Below are 18,112 nucleotides of genomic sequence, written 5' to 3'. Positions count from 1 at the left end.
CGTGCACGGATACGCTCGGCCACCGTGCGGATCCTGATCGTGGGAAGCGGTGCGCGTGAGCACGCCATCGCCGTGGCTCTGGCGCAGGACCCGGAGGTGACGGCGCTCGCTGTCGCCCCCGGCAACGCGGGGACGGCCGCGGTGTCCGAGCAGCTCGGGCTCGACGTCACCGACAACGGCGCCGTCGTCGACGTGGCGCGGACCTGGCAGGCGGACCTCGTGGTCGTCGGGCCGGAGGGCCCGCTGGTCAACGGTGCGGCCGACGCGGTGCGCGAGGCCGGCATCCCCTGCTTCGGCCCGAGCGCCGAGGCGGCCCGGATCGAGGGGTCCAAGGCGTTCGCGAAGGCCGTCATGAGCGCGGCCGGGGTACCGACGGCCTCGTCGGTCGTCGTTGACAACCCGGCGCACCTCGACACCGCGCTGTCGGTGTTCACCCCGCCCTACGTCGTCAAGGACGACGGGCTGGCCGCGGGCAAGGGCGTCGTCGTGTCCGGCGACATCGAGGTGGCCCGCGCGCACGCCCTCGGGCTGCTCGACGCCGGCCACCCGGCGCTGCTGGAGTCCTTCCTCGACGGCCCCGAGGCGTCGCTGTTCTGCCTCGTCGACGGCGCCACCGTGGTGCCGCTGCTGCCCGCGCAGGACTTCAAGCGCGTCGGCGACGACGACTCCGGCCCCAACACCGGCGGCATGGGCGCCTACTGCCCGCTGCCCTGGGCGGGCGAGGACCTCGCCGAGGAGCTGGTCGCCGGGGTCGTCGCGCCGGTCGCCGAGGAGATGGCGCGCCGCGGCACCCCGTTCACCGGGCTGCTCTACGCCGGTCTCGCGCTGACCTCGCAGGGCCCGGCGGTCATCGAGTTCAACTGCCGCTTCGGGGACCCGGAGACCCAGGCCGTGCTGGCGCTGCTGCGCACCCCGCTGTCGCAGCTGCTGCTCGCCACCGCGACCGGCACCCTCGCCGAGCAGCCCGCGATCGAGTGGGCCGACGGGTCGGCGGTGACGGTCGTCGTCGCCGCGGAGGGCTATCCGGCCACCCCGCGGCTCGGTGACGTCATCACCGGCGCCGAGGGGGAGGGCGTGCTGCACGCCGGCACCCGTCGCCGCGACGACGGCGCGGTCGTCTCCTCCGGCGGGCGCGTCCTGTCGGTCGTGGGCACCGGCTCCGACCTCGCCGCCGCCCGGGCCGAGGCCTACGCCCGCCTGGAGCCGGTCCGCCTTGCGGGCTCGCACCACCGCACCGACATCGGTCTGAAGGCCGAGCGCGGAGAGGTCAGCGTGCCCGTCGCGCAGGCCTGATGTTGCGCGGGTGTTACCGCCGCATGGCGCAACGCCAATAGTCCGAATGGCCTGACCTGGGCCTCCGTATCCGGTTGTTCGATGATCATGAAGAGCCGGTAAAACCGGACACCAGGGTTTGATCTCCACCGGTTCGTCGAGGAATCGTCCTGTGGCACAGGGGCACAGCCGGTGTCCCTGAACCACAGGAGGATCACCATGGCCCACGCTCCCCAGCAGGCCCGTCGTCGTCGCGCCCTCGCCCTCGTGGGTGGCGTCGTCGCCGCGCCGCTCGCCGCCCTGGCGCTCACCGGCACCGCGCAGGCGGCCGAGCTGACCCCGGTCGCCGAGTACCTCGACGACACCGTCGCCGACACCGACGCGCAGATCGGCGCCGTCGTCGACGCCCTGGGCTTCGAGGCCGAGTGACACCGGGCGGGCCCCGCGCCCGCCCCGGTTCGTGAACGACCGCGCGCCCGGGAGCGGGCTCCCGCCCGGGCGCGCGGTCCGGTCCCGTGCGGGGCCGCCGCCTAGGCTCGGCGGCGTGACCCGCCTGACCGTCGCCGCCCGTGCCGCCGTCGCCCCGTTCCACGTCATGGACGTCTGGGCGGCCGCCGCCGAACGGGCCCGCACCCACGGCGACCTGATCAACCTCTCGGCTGGGCAGCCGTCGACCCCGGCGCCGGAACCGGTGCGCGCGGCCGCCGTCGCCGCCCTGAACGAGCAGGTACTCGGCTACACCGTCGCCCCCGGCATCGCGGAGCTGCGCGAGGCCGTCGCCGGGCACTACCGGCGCACCCGGGACCTGGAGGTCGACCCGGGCGACGTCGTGCTCACCACCGGGTCCTCCGGCGGGTTCCTGCTCGCCTTCCTCGCCGCGTTCGACGCGGGCGACCGCGTCGCCATGGCCCGCCCCGGCTACCCCTGCTACCGCAACATCCTCGCCGCGCTGGGCTGCGAGGTCGTCGAGCTGCCGTGCGGTCCGGCGACCCGGTTCCAGCCCACCGTGGAGATGCTCGAGGCGCTCGACGAGCCGGTGAAGGGCCTGATCGTGGCCAGCCCGGCGAACCCCACCGGCACCGTCCTCGACCCCGCCGAGCTGGCGGCGCTCGCGTCGTACTGCGAGGAGCGCGGCATCCAGCTCGTCAGCGACGAGATCTACCACGGCATCACGTTCCCGGGCAGCCCCGCGACGAGCAGCGCCTGGGAGACCTCGCGGGAGGCCGTGCTGGTCAACTCGTTCTCGAAGTACTTCTCGATGACCGGCTGGCGGCTCGGCTGGCTGGTGTGCCCGCCGCGGCTGCGCCGGACCGTGGAGGGGCTGGCCGGCAACTTCACCGTCTGCCCGCCCGCGCTGCCCCAGCACGCGGCGCTCGCCGCGTTCGACGAGGCGAGCTACGCCGAGGCCGACTCCCACGTCGTGCGCTACGGCCGCAACCGGGACCTGCTGCTCGACGGCCTGCGCGGGCTCGGGATCACCCGGCTCGCCCCCGCCGACGGCGCGTTCTACGTCTACGCCGACATCGCGCACCTGCTGCGCGCGGGCGAGGACTCGATGGGGCTGACCTACCGGCTGCTCGCCGAGACCGGCATCGCCGTCGCACCGGGGCAGGACTTCGACCCGGTCGACGGCGGCGCCTACATCCGCTTCTCCGGCGCCGGGACGCCCGAGGGCATCACCGAGGCGCTGGAGCGGCTGCGGGCCTGGGTCTGAGCGGGCCTCAGAGCACCAGCTCGGGCTTCACCGCCGTCGCCGTCCACACCCGCTTGCGGTACGCCGCGAACGTCGCCAGCGCCAGGGCCCCGACGAACCAGGCCAGCAGCACCGGCACCGCCGTCCCGACGACCCCGGCCAGCTCACCGCCGTACATGAGGTGGCGCAGCGCGTCGACGGCGTAGCCCATCGGCATCACGTGGTGCACCGGGTAGAGCGGCCCGGGGATGGTCTGCCACGGGAACGTGCCGCCCGCCGAGACGAGCTGCAGAACCATCAGGACCAGCCCGAGGAACTGCCCGACCGCGCCGAGCAGGGCGTTGAGGGCGTGCACGATCGCGGTGAACGTCATCGAGGTCAGCCACAGCAGCGCCAGCGTCGCGAACGGGTGCACCGGGGTGATCCCCAGCAGCAGCGACACCACCGCGTACATGCCGGTGACCTGTACGACCCCCAGCAGTCCGGCCGGGATCCAGCCGCCCAGCGCGATGCGCAGCGGGCTCTGCCCGGCCGCGATCGCCCGTCGGGACAGGGGCTGGACCAGCAGGAACAGCACGTAGCCGCCGATCCAGGTGGCGAGCGCCATGAAGAACGGGGCCAGTCCGGCGCCGTAGGTATCGGCCTGGGAGTAGGCGACGTCGCGGGTGGCGACGGGGTCGCCGATGTTCGCGGCGGTCGCCTCCCGGACGCCCGGGGCCGGGTTCGGGATGTCGTCCAGGCCCGAGGCCAGGCCGTCGTGCAGCTGCGTCGCGCCGGTGGCGAGCTCACCGGTGCCCGAGTCGAGCCGGCGCGCCCCGTCGGCGAGCCGGTCGGTCCCGTCGACGGCGGTGCGCTCCCCGGCGACGAGCTGGTCCGCCCCGGTCCGCAGCGCGGTGGCGCCGGTGGACAGCTGCGTGGCGCCGGCGGAGAGCTTCCGGACGCCGCCGGACAGCTCAGCCGCGCCGTCGCGCAGGGTCCCGGCGCCGTCGGCGGCGCTCGCGATGCCGCGGCTGAGCTGCGGGGCCGACGCGGCGAGCTGCTCGGCGCCGTCGGCGACCTGCCCCGCGCCGGAACCGAGGCGGTCGAGCTGCCCGGACACCTGCTGGACGCGGGTGTTGCCGTCGACCAGCGGCTGCTTCGCGGTCGCCAGCGCGGCCAGGGCCTGCTGCACCTGTTCCTCGGTGAACCCGCGCTCGCGCAGGTTCGCCGCGATCGTGCCGTCGGCGGCGTCGAGCTGGTCGGCCAGCCGGGCGCTCTCCTGCGCGACCCGGTCCCCGGCCGCGGCCAGCTGCGCGTTGCCGTCGGCGACCTGGCGGGCGCCGTCGGCCAGCTGTCGCGACTGCGCGGGCAGGTCGGCGGTGGCACTGCGCAGGGTGCCCAGCCCGGTCGCGAGCTCGCCCGCGCCCGAGGACAGCCGGTCCGCCCCGGTCGCGGCGGTGCCCGCCCCGGTGGCGAGGGTCCCGGCCCCGGTCGCGAGCTCGCCCGCGCCGCCGGAGAGCTGCTGGGCGCCGTCGAGGAGCTTGCGCTGCCCGGTCGCCAGCTCACCGGCGCCGGACGCCAGCCGGCCGGCCCCGTCGTGGGCGGTGGCCGCGCCGTCGGCGAGCTTCCCGGCGCCGTCCGCGGCCTCCTGGGTCTTGGTGTGGATGGTGGAGAAGCCGGTGAGGAACCGGTCCGCGGCCTGCGTCCCGACCTCCTTGGCGACCGACTCGCGGACCCGGGTGGTGAGGGTGTCGGCGATCGTGCGGGCCAGGTAGTTGTTGGCGTCGTTGGTGGTGAGCACGAGGATCCCCTGGCGCGGGGTGAAGTCCCCGGAGGACTGCAGGGCCGCGGTGAAGTCGCGCGGGATCGTCAGGGCGAAGGTGTAGACGTTGTCGCGCACGCCGCGGTCGGCCTCGGCGGCGGAGACCCGGTGGAAGTCGAACGAGCCGGAGTCGGTCAGCTCCTTCGCGACGTCCTGGCCGACGTTCTGCGTCTTCCCGTCGGCGTCGGTGCCGCCCGCGTCGTCGACGACGAGTGCGGCGGGCACCTGGTCCAGGCGGGAGTAGGGATCGCCGTTGGCGTAGAGGTAGAAGCCCGCGTAGAGCATCGGGATCATCAGCAGCGCGAGCACGGCCAGGACCGGCAGCCGCCCGGCGGTGATCCGCCGCAGCTCGCTGATCGCCATCCTGATCGCGCTCATGAGGTCCGCTCCGTGCTCTCGTCGCCGTCGGTGGTCCCGGGGGTGGGGTCCGCCCCGGGCAGGATCGCCGTACCCGCGTCCTGCGGGGGCTCCGCCGTGCCGGGGGGCGGAGCGTCCGCGGCCCCGGCGGGGCGGCGGCGCAGCAGCCGCCGGGTCCAGCCCTGCGGCAGGTCGTCGGCCCCCTGCGGCGCGACGACGGTCAGCGGCCCCGTCGGGTCCTCGGGCCTGCTGTGCCGCCCGGGCGGCTCCGGCAGCGCGCCGGCGTCGCCGCCGCCGAGCCGCACCCCGGGCACCCCCAGCAGCGCCGCCGATCCCTCGGTGCAGGTCACGACGACGGCGAACCCGGCGCGGGCGTGCTCGGAGGCCACCTGCCACCAGGTCACCGGGGTGCCGCCGTGCCGGTCCGGCGCGCTCAGCACGAGCACCCGTACCCCGGGGCGGGACGCGGCGAGTGCGGTCATCAGCCCGATCCGGACGGGTGCGGGCACGTCCTCGAACCGCGAGCGCACCCAGCTCTGCGCGCCCCGCGCGCCCAGCCACTCGGTGACCGCCCGCGGGGTGGTGCCGCGCCCGGCCATCGCCAGCTCCTCTCCGACGACGGTCCGCAGCGGCAGCACCGGCTCCGGCTCGCTGACCCCGGGCGTGTCGACGACGGCGACGGCGCGGCGCAGGCGGCGCGGGTCGTCGTCGCCGTCGAGGGTCACGGTGCCGTGGTCGGGCCGCATTCGCCCGGCCAGCGCCAGCGCCAGCGCGGTGTGCCCGGAGCCGGGGGTGCCCGCGACCAGCAGCACCGAACCGGGGACGGCGCGCAGCGAGGTCGGCTCGAGCAGCACCCCGTGGGTGCCGTCGACGGCGACGCCCTCGGCGACGAGGGCCGCCTCGGGGCCGGGGGCGGCCTCGGGATCAGGGGCGGCCTCGGGATCGGGAGCGGGCGAGGGGGCGGAGCTGGTCATGACGGTCCTGCTGTCCTGGGCGCCCCGGGCCGCACGACACCCGGCGATCGCGGGTCCGCGCAGCTCACCGGCACCGGTCGTGGGTCGGAGCCACCGGCGCCCGGTGGTGCGTACGCACGGGCGCGACGGCGGCGGAAGCCTAGGCCGACGCCTGCTCCGGCGTCCGGCCGTCGCCCAGTGTGGACCCGATCGTGCGGGCCGACTTGACCTCGGACGACAGTGAGTTGACCCGGCGCGACACTGTGACGGCGGCGACGAGGGGCGCCCGGAGCGCCCGGCCCGGGGTGCCGCGGGCACGTCCGGCGCCGGGGCCGGAGGCGACCCGGAGCGCCGGCGGAGGGCGGCGCGGGGCGGGGCCCCGGGGGCTCAGCCGCCGAGGGCGGTGCGGGGCAGCGGCGCGGGGCCGCCGGGGGAGCCGGTGCTGGACGGGCCGACCTCGCCGATCCGGTCCAGCGCCGCCTTGATGTGCTTGCCGCCGACGTCGCGGTGGGTCATCAGCCGCAGCTTGCCCGCGATGGCGCCGGCGCGGACCCCGGCCTCGGCGAACGCGGCGATCGTGCCGCGCACGTCGGCCACGTCCACCAGCACGATGTTGGTCTGCGGCTCGCGGACCCGCCAGCCGCGCTCGCGCAGCCCGGCGGCGAGCCGCGTCGCGAGGTCGTGGTCCTCGGCGAGCCGGTCGATGTCCTCCAGCGCGACGAGCCCGGCCGCGGCCAGCACCCCGCCCTGCCGGACGCCGCCGCCGAGCATCTTGCGCAGCCGCCGGGCGTGCTCGACGAACTCCGCCGACCCCGCGACGACCGACCCGACCGGCGCGCCGAGCCCCTTGGACAGGCAGACCGCGACCGTGTCGGCGCCGACGGTCAGCGCGCCCGGCGGGACCCCGAGCGCGACCGCGGCGTTCCACAGCCGGGCGCCGTCGAGGTGCACCGAGAGCCGGGCGGCCCGCGCCGCGGCGGCGACGGAGGCGTGCTCCTCCGGTGCGGTCACGGTGCCGCCCGCGGAGTTGTGGGTGTTCTCCAGGCACAGCAGCACCGGGCGCAGGGAGGCGTAGAAGCCGTCGTCGGCGGCGGCCCGGCGCACGGCGGCCGCGGTGACCTTGCCGGGGCCCGCGTCGTGCGGCAGGGGCCGCGGCATCCCGCCGGCCAGCCAGGCGGCCGTGCCCAGCTCGAAGTCGAGCACGTGCGCGCCCTGGGGGGCGAGGAAGGAGTCGCCGCGGCCGAGCCGGCTCATCAGCGCGATCAGGTTCGCCATCGAGCCGGTGGGCGTCCACAGCGCGTCGGCGGCGCCGAGCAGGCCCGCGACCCGTTCCTCCAGCTCGCGCATGGTGGGGTCGCCGTCGAGCACGTCGTCGCCGACCTCGGCCTCGGCCATCGCCCGGCGCATCGCCTCGGTCGGCAGCGTGACGGTGTCCGATCGCAGGTCGACGGGCTCGCCGGGGGCCGGGGCGGCCGCCGCCCCGCGCGCACCACCGCGCGGTGACCAGCGGCTTCTGGGTGACGGGCGCACACCACCAGTGTGTTCCATCCCCGCGGCGGTGAGAACGGCAGGGTCACGAAACGGTCACGGTCACCCCGTCCGACCTGGGCGTCGAGTCCGGTATCTCACTCGTCCGGACGGGTCCTGTCTTGGCACTATGTGGCGATGGCGGCCCCGAAGCAGACCGAGAAGGGTGAGCGGCGCCGCGCCCTGCTCGTCGCGGCGGCCGCGGACCTGCTCGCCGAGAGCGGTTTCGACGCGATCCGGCACCGCGCCGTCGCCGAGCGGGCCGGGGTGCCGCTGGCGGCCACGACCTACTACTTCTCCTCGCTGGAGGACCTGGTCTGCGCCGCGCTGGACCGGCTGGCGCACGCCGAGCTGGCCGACGCGCACGCCTGCCTGGCCCGCCGTGACGACCCGGCCGAGATCGTGCTCGACCTGCTGCTCGGCCCGCGGTCGCGCACCGACGGCCTCGACGCCGTCCTGGCCCGGTTCGAGCGGCTGATCGGGTCCGGCCGTCGCCCGTTCCTGGCCGGGCTGCTGCGCGCCCAGCGCGTCGAGTTCGACGCCCTGCTCGACGAGGCGCTCACCCGCGCGACCGGCCGTCGCCCGGGGCCGGGGGAGGTCCGCAGGCTCACCGCGCTCGTCGACGGCGTCGTGCTCACCGCGCTGATCGAGGCCGACCCCGACCCGCGTGCGGTCGGCCGGGAGGCGCTGCACGAGGTGCTGGAGTCCCTGCCCCGGGTGTGAGGCCGCGCTCCCGCCGGTCACAGGGCCCCCACCAGCCATTATCATCGCGCCACGTGATTGCCAACGTGCTGGCCGCGCGCTACGCGAGCCCCGAGCTGGTCCGCCTCTGGTCTCCGGAGTACAAGATCCAGCTGGAGCGACGGCTGTGGATCGCGGTGCTCCGTGCCCAGCGCGACCTCGGCATCGAGGTGCCGTCGTCGGTCATCGACGACTACGAGGCCGTCGTCGAGCAGGTCGACCTGGGCTCGATCGCCGCCCGCGAGCGCGTCACCCGGCACGACGTGAAGGCCCGCATCGAGGAGTTCAACGCCCTCGCCGGCCACGAGCACGTGCACAAGGGCATGACCAGCCGCGACCTCACCGAGAACGTGGAGCAGCTGCAGATCCGGCTGTCGCTGGAGCTCGTCGCCGACCGGACCGTCGCGGTCCTGGCGCGGCTCGGGCGTCGCGCGTCGGAGTACGCCGAGCTGGTCATGGCCGGGCGCAGCCACAACGTCGCCGCGCAGACCACCACCCTGGGCAAGCGGTTCGCCTCCGCCGCGGACGAGCTGCTCGTCGCGCACGCCCGGCTGGAGGACCTGCGCTCGCGCTACCCGCTGCGCGGGATCAAGGGCCCGATGGGCACCAGCCAGGACATGCTCGACCTCCTCGACGGCGACGCGGCCAAGCTCGACGAGCTGGAGCAGCGGGTCGCCACCCACCTCGGGTTCGCCGAGGCGTTCACCAGCGTCGGGCAGGTCTACCCGCGCTCGCTCGACCACGACGTCGTCACCGCGCTGGTGCAGCTGGCCGCCGCGCCGTCGTCGCTGGCCACGACGATCCGGCTGATGGCGGGTGCCGAGCTCGCCACCGAGGGCTTCGCCCCCGGCCAGGTCGGGTCCAGCGCCATGCCGCACAAGATGAACGCGCGTTCCGCGGAACGCATCAACGGCCTCATGGTGATCCTGCGCGGCCTGTCGGTCATGACCGCCGAGCTCGCCGGCTCCCAGTGGAACGAGGGCGACGTCTCCTGCTCGGTGGTGCGCCGCGTCGCGCTGCCGGACGCGTTCTTCGCCCTCGACGGCCTCTACGAGACCACGCTGACCGTGCTCGACGAGTTCGGCGCCTACCCGGCCGTGATCGCCCGCGAGCTCGACCGCTACCTGCCCTTCCTCACCACGACCGCGGTGCTGATGGCCGCCGTCCGCGCCGGGGTCGGCCGGGAGACCGCGCACGAGGTCATCAAGGAGCACGCGGTCGCCGTCGCACTGGCGATGCGCGAGCAGGGCCAGGCCGACAACGACCTGCTCCAGCGCCTCGCCGGTGACGACCGGCTCGGCCTGCCCGCCGGCACGCTGGACCGGCTGCTGGAGGACCCGCTGCGGTTCACCGGCGCCGCGTCCGCGCAGGTCACCACGGTGACGGAGAAGATCGCCGCGATCACCGCGAAGCACCCCGAGGCCGCCGCCTACACCCCCGGAGGCATCCTGTGAGGCTCGTCCACTCCGGCAAGGTCCGCGAGCTCTACCTCGACGAGTCCCGCGACCCGGCCCAGCTGCTGCTCGTGGCCTCGGACCGGCTGTCGATCTACGACGTCGTGCTCCCGACGCCCGTCCCGGACAAGGGCGCGATCCTCACCGCGCTGTCGCTGTACTGGTTCGAGCGCACCGGCGACCTCGTGCCCAACCACGTCATCGGGACCGACGACATCCCCGCCGAGTCCGCCGGGCGCGCCGTCCGCTGCCGCCCGCTGGAGATGCTGCCGGTCGAGTGCATCGCTCGCGGCTACCTCACCGGGCTCGGGCTGAAGGAGTATCAGCGCACCGGCGCCGTCTCCGGCGTCACGTTGCCCGCCGGCCTGGTCGAGGGCTCGAAGCTCCCCGAGCCGATCTTCACCCCGACCACCAAGGCGCCGGTCGGTGAGCACGACGAGTTCATGACCTTCGACGACGTCGTGGCGCAGCTGGGCGCCGACACCGCGACCCGGCTGCGGGACCTGACCCTGGAGGTCTACCGGCGCGGCGCCGAGTCCGCGGCCGAGGGCGGGATCATCGTCGCCGACACCAAGCTGGAGTTCGGCCGGGACACCTCCGGCGAGATCGTCCTCGGTGACGAGGTGCTCACCCCGGACTCGTCGCGGTTCTGGCCCGCCGACTCCTACGAGCCCGGCCGGGTCCAGTTCTCCTTCGACAAGCAGTACGTCCGCGACTGGTCCGCCGGGCTGGACTGGGACCGCACCGCGCCCGGCCCCGAAGTCCCCGACGAGGTCGTGAAGGTCGTCCACGACCGCTACGCCGAGGTCTACCGCCGCATCACCGGCACCCCCTGGACCTCACCCACCGCCTGACCTCGCGTCCTGACCCCGCGCCCGGCGGGCGTGGCGACCCGTCGCGGGCCGTGGCGACCCGCGCGCGGGGCGCCACGGGTGGCTGCGGGTCGCCACGGGGCGGCGAGGGGTGGGGGTCAGGTCGGGGGTAGGGCGTCGAGGAGGGCCTGGGCGGTCGGGGCGTCGGTGACCAGGCGGTTGAACAGGCCCGCCCGCGCCCCGCCGACGATGCTCGGCACCTTCTCCTCCCCGACGGCGACGGCGATCGTCCGCGGTACCCGTCGCAGCTGCTCGGGGGAGATCCGCACCATCCGGTCGCTGCCCGGGAAGGCGATCGGGCGACCGTCGGCGCGGTAGAAGTTCAGGCAGACGTCGCCGACGCCGTCCTGGAGGCCCTCGTCGTCGAGCGGGACCGAGGTCGAGATCGACGCGCGGCCCGCGGGCGGGGCGCCGACACCGACCAGCGCGGCCTGCGCGCGCGCCCAGAACCCGGTGACCCGCCGGAACTCCGGGTCCTCGGCGAGCGTGCGGCTCATCGCCGGTGACGGCATGGCCTGGGTGAACAGGAAGTGCGGGCGCCCGTGCCCGCGTTCGGCGACCGACCGGACGATCTCGTTGGTCTGGTGCCACGCCTCGGGCTCGGCGACCCCGCCGACGGTCGGCACGATCTCGCAGCCGGCCAGCGCGGGCAGCGCGGTGTGGCTGAGCTCCCACACGGTGCGCCCGGAGGAGACGAGCAGGACGTCGCCCGCGCGCAGCCCGGCCTCCCGCAGTGCCTCGCCGACCGGCTCGGCGAGCGACTGACCGAGGTCGGTGGCGGGGCGCGGGGCCAGCCACACCCGGTCAAGCCCGAGCGCGGCGGCGAGCCGGGGCGCGTCGTCGCCGCCGGTGTGCAGCGAGTCCGGGTCGTGCACGGTGATCTGCACGATCCCGACCCGGCGGGCCTCGGCGAGCAGCCGGGAGACGGTCGGACGCGACACGGTGAGCCGGTCGGCGATCGCGGCCTGGTTGAGCTCGTCGACGTAGTACAGCCGTGCGGCCCGGTGCATGAGCCCCAGGTCGCGCCGGGAGACGTCGTGCGGCGCCATCGCCACCTCCTCCGCCGTGTCGGACCGGTACCAGTCAAGCCTACTGCACGTTTGTTCAATCAGGAACGGATGTGTTGACGAATGTTCACGTCGGAACGCATGCTCAGAACCAGTCGCATGCAGCACCCCGCATGGCACCAATGGAGGTTCCGTCGTGGCAGACCAGATCCCGACCCGGATGCAGGCCGTCGTCGTACACGGCCCCGAGGACTACCGCCTGGAGGAGGTCGACGTCCCGGCTCCCGGCCCCGGCGAGCTGCTGATGCAGGTCGAGGCCGTGGGCGTGTGCGCGAGCGACCTGAAGTGCTACCACGGCGCCGCGAAGTTCTGGGGCGACGAGAACCGCCCCGCCTGGGCCCAGACCGGCGTCACGCCCGGCCACGAGTTCGTCGGCCGGATCGTCTCCGGCGACGACGAGGGCCTCGCCCTGCACGGCGTGTCCGTCGGCGACCGCGTCGCCTGCGAGCAGATCGTCCCGTGCGAGCAGTGCCGCTACTGCCTGCGCGGCCAGTACTGGATGTGCGGGCCGCACGACATGTTCGGCTTCCGCAACTTCGACGGCGCGATGGCCCAGTACATGCTGGTCCCGACCCGTGCCCGGGTGCACCGGGTCTCGCCGGACCTGGAGCCGCACCACGCCGCGTTCGCCGAGCCGCTGTCCTGCGCGCTGCACGCCGTCGAGCGCGCCACCATCACCTTCGACGACGTCGTGGTCGTCGCCGGATGCGGCCCGATCGGCCTCGGCCTGATCGCCGGCGCCCGCGCGAAGAACCCGCGGCTGCTGATCGCGCTCGACCTCGACGACGAGAAGCTGGAGCTCGGCCGCCGCACCGGCGCCGACCTCACGATCAACATCTCCCGCGAGGACGCCGTCGCCCGGGTCCGGGAGCTCACCGAGGGCTACGGCGCCGACGTCTACCTGGAGGGCTCAGGCGCCGTCCCGGCCGTCGCCCAGGGACTCAACCTGCTGCGCAAGCTCGGCACCTACGTCGAGTACTCGGTGTTCGGGTCCGACGTCACCGTCGACTGGTCGATCATCTCCGACGACAAGGAGCTCGACGTCCGCGGCGCCCACCTCGGCCCGCACTGCTGGCCCGCCGCGATCAAGATGCTGGAGGACGGCAAGCTCCCGATCTCCGACATCTGCACCCACCAGGTGCCGCTCGCGGAGTTCCAGAAGGCCCTCGACCTCGTCGGCGACACGTCCGGGTCGTCGGTCAAGGTCTCGATCCTCCCGAACGCGTGAGGGCCGCCATGTCGACGACGACACCGCGCGAGACCTTCCTCGACCGCATCGGCATCCCGCACTCCCTGCGCTGGGGCTTCCTCGGCGTGCTCGTCTTCATGACCGGCAACGGGACCGAGTCGAACTTCATCTCCCCGCACATCGAGGCGGTCCTCGGCTCGCCCGAGGCGACCGTCGCCACGATCATCGCCGGCTACAGCCTGGCCGTGCTCGTCGCCAGCTACCTGTCCGGTGCGCTGGCCGACCTGTGGGGGCCGCGCCGGGTGATGACCCTCGGCGTCGTCGTCTGGGTCGTGTTCGAGGTGCTGTTCCTGCTGAGCCTGCAGCTCGGCAGCATCGGCCTGGTCGCGGCCACCTACTTCCTGCGCGGCCTCGGCTACCCGCTCTTCGCGTTCGCGTTCCTGGTGTGGATCAACGTCGTCACGCCGTACTCGCGCAACGGCGTCGCGGTCGGCTGGTTCTACGTCATGTTCACCGGCGGCCTGCCCACGCTGGGCTCGCTGTTCGCGCTCGGCATGATCCCGGCCTTCGGCGGGGGCACCGGCGGCGAGACCGCCGCGATGGTCGGCTCGACCGTGCTCGTCGTCGCCGGGTTCCTGATCGCCCGTTTCGGGGTGCGCGAGCCGCACGCCACCCGGCGCCTCGCCCCGGCCGGGGAGACCACCGCCCAGGTGCTCACCGCCGGGCTGCGGCTCACCGCGTCGAACCCGAAGATCCTCATGGGCTTCCTGGTCCGGCTGATCAACACCGCGCCGCAGTACGGCATGTTCATCATCCTGCCGACGGTCATCGCGGTGGACCTCGGCTGGGGCCAGAGCCGCTGGCTGACCATGACCGTGTTCGTCTACGCGACGAACATCCTGGTCAACGCGGTGTTCGGCGCGGTCGGGGACCGCTGGGGCTGGCGGCGCACCGTGCAGTGGTTCGGTGTGTTCGGCTCGGCCGTGGGCCTGCTGCTGTGGTGGTACGTGCCGCACGCCGTCCCGGCCGGATCGACCTGGGGCTTCTGGGTCTCGGTCGCCGCGGGCTGCATCTTCGGCTGCCTGCTCGCCGGGTTCGTCCCGATGGGCGCGATCATGCCCGCGCTCGCACCCGACCACAAGGGCGCCGCGATGGCCATGTACACGACCGCCGCGGGCGGTGCCGCGTTCCTCGGGTCCGGCGTCGTCGCGCTGATGCTGGGGGTCGGGGCCGGGAACGTCGGCGTCGTGTGGGCCTTCGTCGCCCTCTACGCGGCCGCCTTCGTGATGGTCTCGTTCCTGAACGTCCCGCAGGACGCCCCCGAGCCGCGCGCCGCCGTCGCGACCCCGGTGAAGGAGACCTCGTGACCAGGATCTACGACGACCCCGCCACGTTCGCCGACGACCAGCTCGACGGCTTCCTCGACCTCTACGCCGACCGTGTCCGAGGGGTGCACGGCGGCGTGGTCGCCCACCGTGGCGACGGCGGCCCGCAGGTCGCCGTCGTCATCGGGGGCGGCTCGGGCCACTACCCGGCGTTCTGCGGGACGGTCGGGCCGGGGATGGCGCACGGCGCCGTCGTCGGCAACATCTTCACCTCGCCGTCGGCGGCCCAGGCGTACTCGGTCGCGAAGGCCGCCGACCAGGGCCGCGGTGTGGTCTTCAGCTTCGGCAACTACGCCGGCGACACGATCAACTTCGGGATCGCGGCCGACCGGCTGCGCGAGGAGGGGATCGACACCCGCATCGTGGTCGTCACCGACGACGTCGCGTCCGCCGAGGAGGAGTCGCGGCGCCGCGGGATCGCCGGCGACTTCACCGTGTTCAAGGCGATGGGCGCCGCCGCCGCGCGCGGCGCGGACATCGACGAGGTCGAGCGGCTCGGCCGGGCCGCCAACGCGGCCACCCGCAGCCTCGGCGTCGCGTTCACCGGCTGCACGATGCCCGGCGAGGACGAGCCGCTGTTCTCGGTGCCCGAGGGACACCTCGGGCTCGGCCTGGGCATCCACGGCGAGCCCGGCATCCGCGACGTCCCGATGCTGCCCGCCCGCGAGCTGGCGGAGCTGCTGGTCGACGACGTGCTGAAGCACGCGCCCACGGGAGCGCCCGGCCGGGTCGGGGCGATCCTCAACGGGCTGGGCACCACGAAGTACGAGGAGCTGTTCCTGCTGTGGCGCCACGTCGCGCCGCGGCTGCGCGACGCCGGGTACGAGATCGTCGACCCCGAGGTCGGCGAGCTCGTGACCAGCCTCGACATGGGCGGCTGCTCGCTCACCCTGATGTGGCTCGACGACGAGCTGGAGCCGCTGTGGCGGGCGGACGCCTACACCCCCGCCTACCGCAAGACCGCCGCACCGCTGGCGGCGCTGCGCGAGCCGACCGCCGACGAGCTCGCCGAGGCCGACGCCGTCGTCACCGCGCCCGCGGCGAGCGACGCGGCCCGGGAGCTCGCGGGCACCGTCCGCGCCGCGCTGGCGGCGGCGGAGTCGACGATCCGCTCCCACGAGCACGAGCTGGGCCGGATCGACGCCGTCGCGGGCGACGGCGACCACGGCCGCGGCATGCTCAAGGGCATCACCGCCGCCACCGCCCGGGTCGGCGAGCTCGGCGACGACGTCGGCGGCGGCTGGGTGCTCCAGCAGGCCGGGCAGGCCTGGGCCGAGCGCGCCGGCGGCACCTCCGGGGTGCTGTGGGGCGCGGCGCTCGAGGCACTCGGGCGGCACCTCGGTGACACCGCCGACGGCTACCCGGCCGCGACCGTCGCGGCAGGGATCCGCGAGTTCGCGACGACCATCGAGCAGCTCGGTGGGGCGCGGGCGGGGGACAAGACCCTGCTCGACGCGCTGCTGCCCTTCGTCGACGAGCTGGAGCGCCGGGTCGGCGACGGCGACCCGCTCGCCGGGGCGTGGGCCGCGGCGGCGGAGGTCGCGACCGCCCGGGCGCGGGACACCGCCGACCTGCGGCCCCGGATCGGCCGGGCCCGCCCGCTGGCGGACAAGAGCGTCGGCACCCCCGACGCCGGGGCGGTGTCGCTGGGACTCGTCGCGACGGCCGTCGCACAGGTGCTGGAGGAGGAGACATGAGCGGGAAGCTCCGCATCGTCGTCGGCGCCGACGACGCCGGCTACGAGTACAAGGAGAGGCTGAAGGCCGACCTGGAGGCCGACGACCGCGTCGCCGAGGTGGTCGACGTCGGCGTCGGCGCGGACGGGCACACCGCCTACCCGCACATCGGCGTCGCCGCGGCACGCCGGATCGCCGACGGCGAGGCCGACCGCGGCCTGCTCATCTGCGGGACCGGGCTGGGCGTCGCGATCTCGGCGAACAAGGTGCCGGGTGTCCGCGCGGTCACCGCGCACGACCCGTTCTCCGTCGAGCGTTCGGTGAAGTCCAACAACGCGCAGGTCCTCTGCATGGGCCAGCGCGTGGTCGGGCTGGAGCTGGCCCGCACGCTCGTCGACGGCTGGCTCGACCACCGCTTCGACCCGGCGAGCGCCTCGGCGGAGAAGGTCGCCGCGCTCGACACCTACGACCGCGGCGGCCCGGCCGGGGCGGAGACCGTCGGGACGGACTGCTGATGTTCGACCTCACCGGTTCGGTCGCGCTGGTCACCGGGGCCGCGTCGGGCATCGGCGCCGAGGCGGCCCGGGCACTCGCCGGGCAGGGCGCGGTGGTCGCCGCCGCGGACCTGCGCACCGACGGCGTCCCGGAGGTCTGCGCGTCGGCGCACGTCGTCGACGTCGCGGACCCCGACGCGGCGGAGGCCTGCGTCGACGAGGTCGTCGCCCGGCACGGCCGGGTCGACGTGCTGGTCAACTCGGCCGGGATCGCGCTGCTCGCCCCGGCGCTGGAGCTGGGGGTCGACGACTGGCGCCGCACCCTGGACGTCAACCTCACCGGGTCCTGGCTGATGGCGCGGGCCGCGGGCCGGGTCATGGTGGAGCGCGGGTACGGGCGGATCGTGAACCTCGCCTCGCAGGCGGCGAGCAGCGGGCTGGAGCAGCACGCCGCCTACTGCGCGTCCAAGGCGGGGATCACCGGGCTGATCCGCACCCTCGCCGTCGAGTGGGGGCCGCACGGGGTGACGGTCAACGCGGTGTCGCCGACGGTCGTGCTCACCGACCTGGGCCGCGCGGCGTGGGACAACCCGGCCGGGGACTCCCACCGCGCCGAGATCCCGGCGCGGCGGTTCGCGGAGCCGTCGGAGATCGCCGCGGCCGTGGTCTACCTGGCCTCGGCCGAGGCCGCGATGGTCAACGGCGCCGAGCTGCGGGTCGACGGCGGGTTCACGGCCCGCTGAGGAGACCTGCCGAGAACGCCCGCCGATCGTCGTCCGCGCGATCCGGCGGCTCCACACGGGGTTCACCTCGGTCGGGTCGGATGGGGGCCATGAGCACGCTGCTGGTCTCGCTGTCCGGCCTGACCGACTCCGACGACGCCGACCGCGCCCGCGCCGCCGCGTTCGCCGCGGAGCTGGACCGGCGCGGCGTGCCGCTGACCCACCTCGTGCAGCCCAAGGGGCCCGACGGGCCGCTGCGCCGCGGCGACGACCTGGTCCGCTGGATCGCCGGCCGCGTCCGCGCCGGGGACGACCTGCTCCTGCACGGTTTCGACCACACGAGCGACCCGGTGGGCGCCTGGCAGAACGGCTCCGTGCCGCGGATAGGACGCCGCACCGAGTTCGGGGCGCTGCCCCGGCACGAGGCGGGCCTGCGGCTGACCGGTGCCCGGCGGATCCTGCTCGCGACCGGGCTGTCCACCGACGGCTTCGCCCCGCCCGGCTGGATCGCCTCCGAGGGCACCCTCGACGCGCTCGCCGACCTCGGCTTCGGCCTCTGCGCCGACGAGACGACCGTCCGCGCGACCGGCGGTCCGGTGCTGCGCTCGCGCGTGCTGACCTTCCGGGCGTCCGAGCCCTGGCGGGGCGAGCGCCGCGCGGGGGAGCGCCGTCGCGGACGGGCGCTGGAGCAGCAGGCCGTGCGCACCGCCGAGCGCGGCGGGCTCGTCCGGCTCGCGCTGCGGGCCAAGGACCTGCGCCGCGAGCACCGCGTCGAGGCCGCGCTGGCCGCCGTCGACGCGGCGCGCGGGGCGGGCGCCGTCGGCGCCGTGCACCGCACGCTGTTCCCCGCCGCGGCCCCGGCCGCCTAGGAGCTCCCCGGCGATCGGCCCGGTTGTCCACAGTGTGTGC

At 75.0% G+C, this 18,112-nt stretch carries 16 protein-coding genes; 12 read left to right on the top strand and 4 right to left on the bottom strand.

The features are described from left to right. Positions 1 to 24 precede the first annotated feature (24 nt). From purD to KPL60_RS02120, 3 genes are all read left to right on the top strand, one after another. Positions 25 to 1,293: a phosphoribosylamine--glycine ligase gene (gene purD / locus KPL60_RS02130; RefSeq protein ID WP_226364709.1), complete on the top strand. Its 1,269-nt coding sequence runs from the start codon at positions 25 to 27 to the stop codon at positions 1,291 to 1,293. 198 nt (positions 1,294 to 1,491) lie between these two features. Beyond that, positions 1,492 to 1,701 carry a hypothetical protein gene (locus tag KPL60_RS02125; RefSeq protein WP_139282823.1) on the top strand — a complete coding sequence of 70 codons (210 nt, stop codon included), beginning with the start codon at positions 1,492 to 1,494 and terminating at the stop codon, positions 1,699 to 1,701. Positions 1,702 to 1,867: 166 nt separating this feature from the next. Further along, positions 1,868 to 2,986, top strand: a complete 1,119-nt coding sequence (locus KPL60_RS02120; RefSeq protein ID WP_226364766.1) for a pyridoxal phosphate-dependent aminotransferase — start codon at positions 1,868 to 1,870, stop codon at positions 2,984 to 2,986. A gap of 7 nt (positions 2,987 to 2,993) precedes the next feature. Here the strand turns inward: KPL60_RS02120 and KPL60_RS02115 are convergent, their stop codons facing one another. From KPL60_RS02115 to KPL60_RS02105, 3 genes are all read right to left on the bottom strand, one after another. Continuing rightward, positions 2,994 to 5,144: a YhgE/Pip domain-containing protein gene (locus KPL60_RS02115; RefSeq protein ID WP_226364708.1), complete on the bottom strand. Its 2,151-nt coding sequence runs from the start codon at positions 5,142 to 5,144 to the stop codon at positions 2,994 to 2,996. Beyond that, positions 5,141 to 6,097 (bottom strand): ATP-binding cassette domain-containing protein, encoded by a 957-nt coding sequence (locus KPL60_RS02110; protein WP_226364707.1) that lies wholly within the window; start codon positions 6,095 to 6,097, stop codon positions 5,141 to 5,143. Before KPL60_RS02110 ends, KPL60_RS02115 begins: the two co-directional genes overlap by 4 nt. Positions 6,098 to 6,463: 366 nt before the next feature. After that, a complete protein-coding gene (locus KPL60_RS02105) occupies positions 6,464 to 7,519 on the bottom strand; it encodes a threonine aldolase family protein (protein WP_255655231.1) in 1,056 nt (351 codons plus the stop codon). Positions 7,520 to 7,741: 222 nt separating this feature from the next. On the opposite strand from KPL60_RS02105, the gene KPL60_RS02100 reads away from it, so the two are divergent. Genes KPL60_RS02100 through KPL60_RS02090 form a run of 3 tightly spaced genes read left to right on the top strand, consistent with a single transcriptional unit; the run spans position 7,742 to position 10,652 of the window. Next, complete coding sequence (locus tag KPL60_RS02100; RefSeq protein ID WP_226354815.1) at positions 7,742 to 8,326, top strand: TetR/AcrR family transcriptional regulator; 585 nt, start codon at positions 7,742 to 7,744, stop codon at positions 8,324 to 8,326. A gap of 53 nt (positions 8,327 to 8,379) precedes the next feature. Beyond that, entirely contained in the window at positions 8,380 to 9,798 is a 1,419-nt protein-coding gene (gene purB, locus KPL60_RS02095; protein ID WP_226364706.1) for an adenylosuccinate lyase, read from the top strand. Next, positions 9,795 to 10,652 (top strand): phosphoribosylaminoimidazolesuccinocarboxamide synthase, encoded by an 858-nt coding sequence (locus KPL60_RS02090; protein WP_226354817.1) that lies wholly within the window; start codon positions 9,795 to 9,797, stop codon positions 10,650 to 10,652. Before purB ends, KPL60_RS02090 begins: the two co-directional genes overlap by 4 nt. A 116-nt stretch (positions 10,653 to 10,768) precedes the next feature. On the opposite strand, the gene KPL60_RS02085 is transcribed toward KPL60_RS02090, so the two are convergent. Beyond that, positions 10,769 to 11,719, bottom strand: coding sequence for a sugar-binding transcriptional regulator (locus tag KPL60_RS02085; protein ID WP_226364705.1), 951 nt, complete (start codon positions 11,717 to 11,719; stop codon positions 10,769 to 10,771). Positions 11,720 to 11,873: 154 nt separating this feature from the next. On the opposite strand from KPL60_RS02085, the gene KPL60_RS02080 reads away from it, so the two are divergent. From KPL60_RS02080 to KPL60_RS02055, 6 genes are all read left to right on the top strand, one after another. Then, positions 11,874 to 12,965: an alcohol dehydrogenase catalytic domain-containing protein gene (locus KPL60_RS02080; RefSeq protein ID WP_226354819.1), complete on the top strand. Its 1,092-nt coding sequence runs from the start codon at positions 11,874 to 11,876 to the stop codon at positions 12,963 to 12,965. Continuing rightward, the gene (locus tag KPL60_RS02075; RefSeq protein ID WP_226354820.1) at positions 12,962 to 14,293 is read left to right on the top strand and encodes an RbtT/DalT/CsbX family MFS transporter; all 1,332 of its coding nucleotides are present in this window, start codon (positions 12,962 to 12,964) and stop codon (positions 14,291 to 14,293) included. Before KPL60_RS02080 ends, KPL60_RS02075 begins: the two co-directional genes overlap by 4 nt. Next, a complete protein-coding gene (locus tag KPL60_RS02070) occupies positions 14,290 to 16,008 on the top strand; it encodes a dihydroxyacetone kinase family protein (RefSeq protein WP_226354821.1) in 1,719 nt (572 codons plus the stop codon). The genes KPL60_RS02075 and KPL60_RS02070 overlap by 4 nt, the downstream gene beginning before the upstream one ends. Continuing rightward, positions 16,005 to 16,502 carry a ribose-5-phosphate isomerase gene (locus KPL60_RS02065; RefSeq protein WP_226364704.1) on the top strand — a complete coding sequence of 166 codons (498 nt, stop codon included), beginning with the start codon at positions 16,005 to 16,007 and terminating at the stop codon, positions 16,500 to 16,502. Before KPL60_RS02070 ends, KPL60_RS02065 begins: the two co-directional genes overlap by 4 nt. Continuing rightward, a complete protein-coding gene (locus KPL60_RS02060) occupies positions 16,502 to 17,224 on the top strand; it encodes a GolD/DthD family dehydrogenase (RefSeq protein WP_226364703.1) in 723 nt (240 codons plus the stop codon). The genes KPL60_RS02065 and KPL60_RS02060 overlap by 1 nt, the downstream gene beginning before the upstream one ends. An 89-nt stretch (positions 17,225 to 17,313) precedes the next feature. Further along, the gene (locus KPL60_RS02055; protein WP_226354824.1) at positions 17,314 to 18,072 is read left to right on the top strand and encodes a DUF2334 domain-containing protein; all 759 of its coding nucleotides are present in this window, start codon (positions 17,314 to 17,316) and stop codon (positions 18,070 to 18,072) included. The last annotated feature ends 40 nt before the right edge of the window (positions 18,073 to 18,112 follow it).

The sequence above is a fragment of the Pseudonocardia sp. ICBG162 genome (genome assembly GCF_020496225.1).
Taxonomy (GTDB): domain Bacteria; phylum Actinomycetota; class Actinomycetes; order Mycobacteriales; family Pseudonocardiaceae; genus Pseudonocardia; species Pseudonocardia alni.
The sequence above is the reverse complement of the archived record's forward strand: the minus strand, read 5'-3'. Positions and strand labels throughout refer to the sequence as shown.

Excerpts from the sequence above, each read along its gene's own strand:
- KPL60_RS02110 (WP_226364707.1), bottom strand. The coding sequence starts at position 6,097 with ATGACCAGCTCCGCCCCCTCGCCCGCTCCCGATCCCGAGGCCGCCCCT.
- KPL60_RS02115 (WP_226364708.1), bottom strand. The coding sequence starts at position 5,144 with ATGAGCGCGATCAGGATGGCGATCAGCGAGCTGCGGCGGATCACCGCC.
- KPL60_RS02060 (WP_226364703.1), top strand. The coding sequence starts at position 16,502 with ATGTTCGACCTCACCGGTTCGGTCGCGCTGGTCACCGGGGCCGCGTCG.
- KPL60_RS02085 (WP_226364705.1), bottom strand. The coding sequence starts at position 11,719 with ATGGCGCCGCACGACGTCTCCCGGCGCGACCTGGGGCTCATGCACCGG.
- KPL60_RS02125 (WP_139282823.1), top strand. The coding sequence starts at position 1,492 with ATGGCCCACGCTCCCCAGCAGGCCCGTCGTCGTCGCGCCCTCGCCCTC.
- KPL60_RS02120 (WP_226364766.1), top strand. The coding sequence starts at position 1,868 with ATGGACGTCTGGGCGGCCGCCGCCGAACGGGCCCGCACCCACGGCGAC.
- KPL60_RS02065 (WP_226364704.1), top strand. The coding sequence starts at position 16,005 with ATGAGCGGGAAGCTCCGCATCGTCGTCGGCGCCGACGACGCCGGCTAC.
- KPL60_RS02100 (WP_226354815.1), top strand. The coding sequence starts at position 7,742 with ATGGCGGCCCCGAAGCAGACCGAGAAGGGTGAGCGGCGCCGCGCCCTG.
- KPL60_RS02055 (WP_226354824.1), top strand. The coding sequence starts at position 17,314 with ATGAGCACGCTGCTGGTCTCGCTGTCCGGCCTGACCGACTCCGACGAC.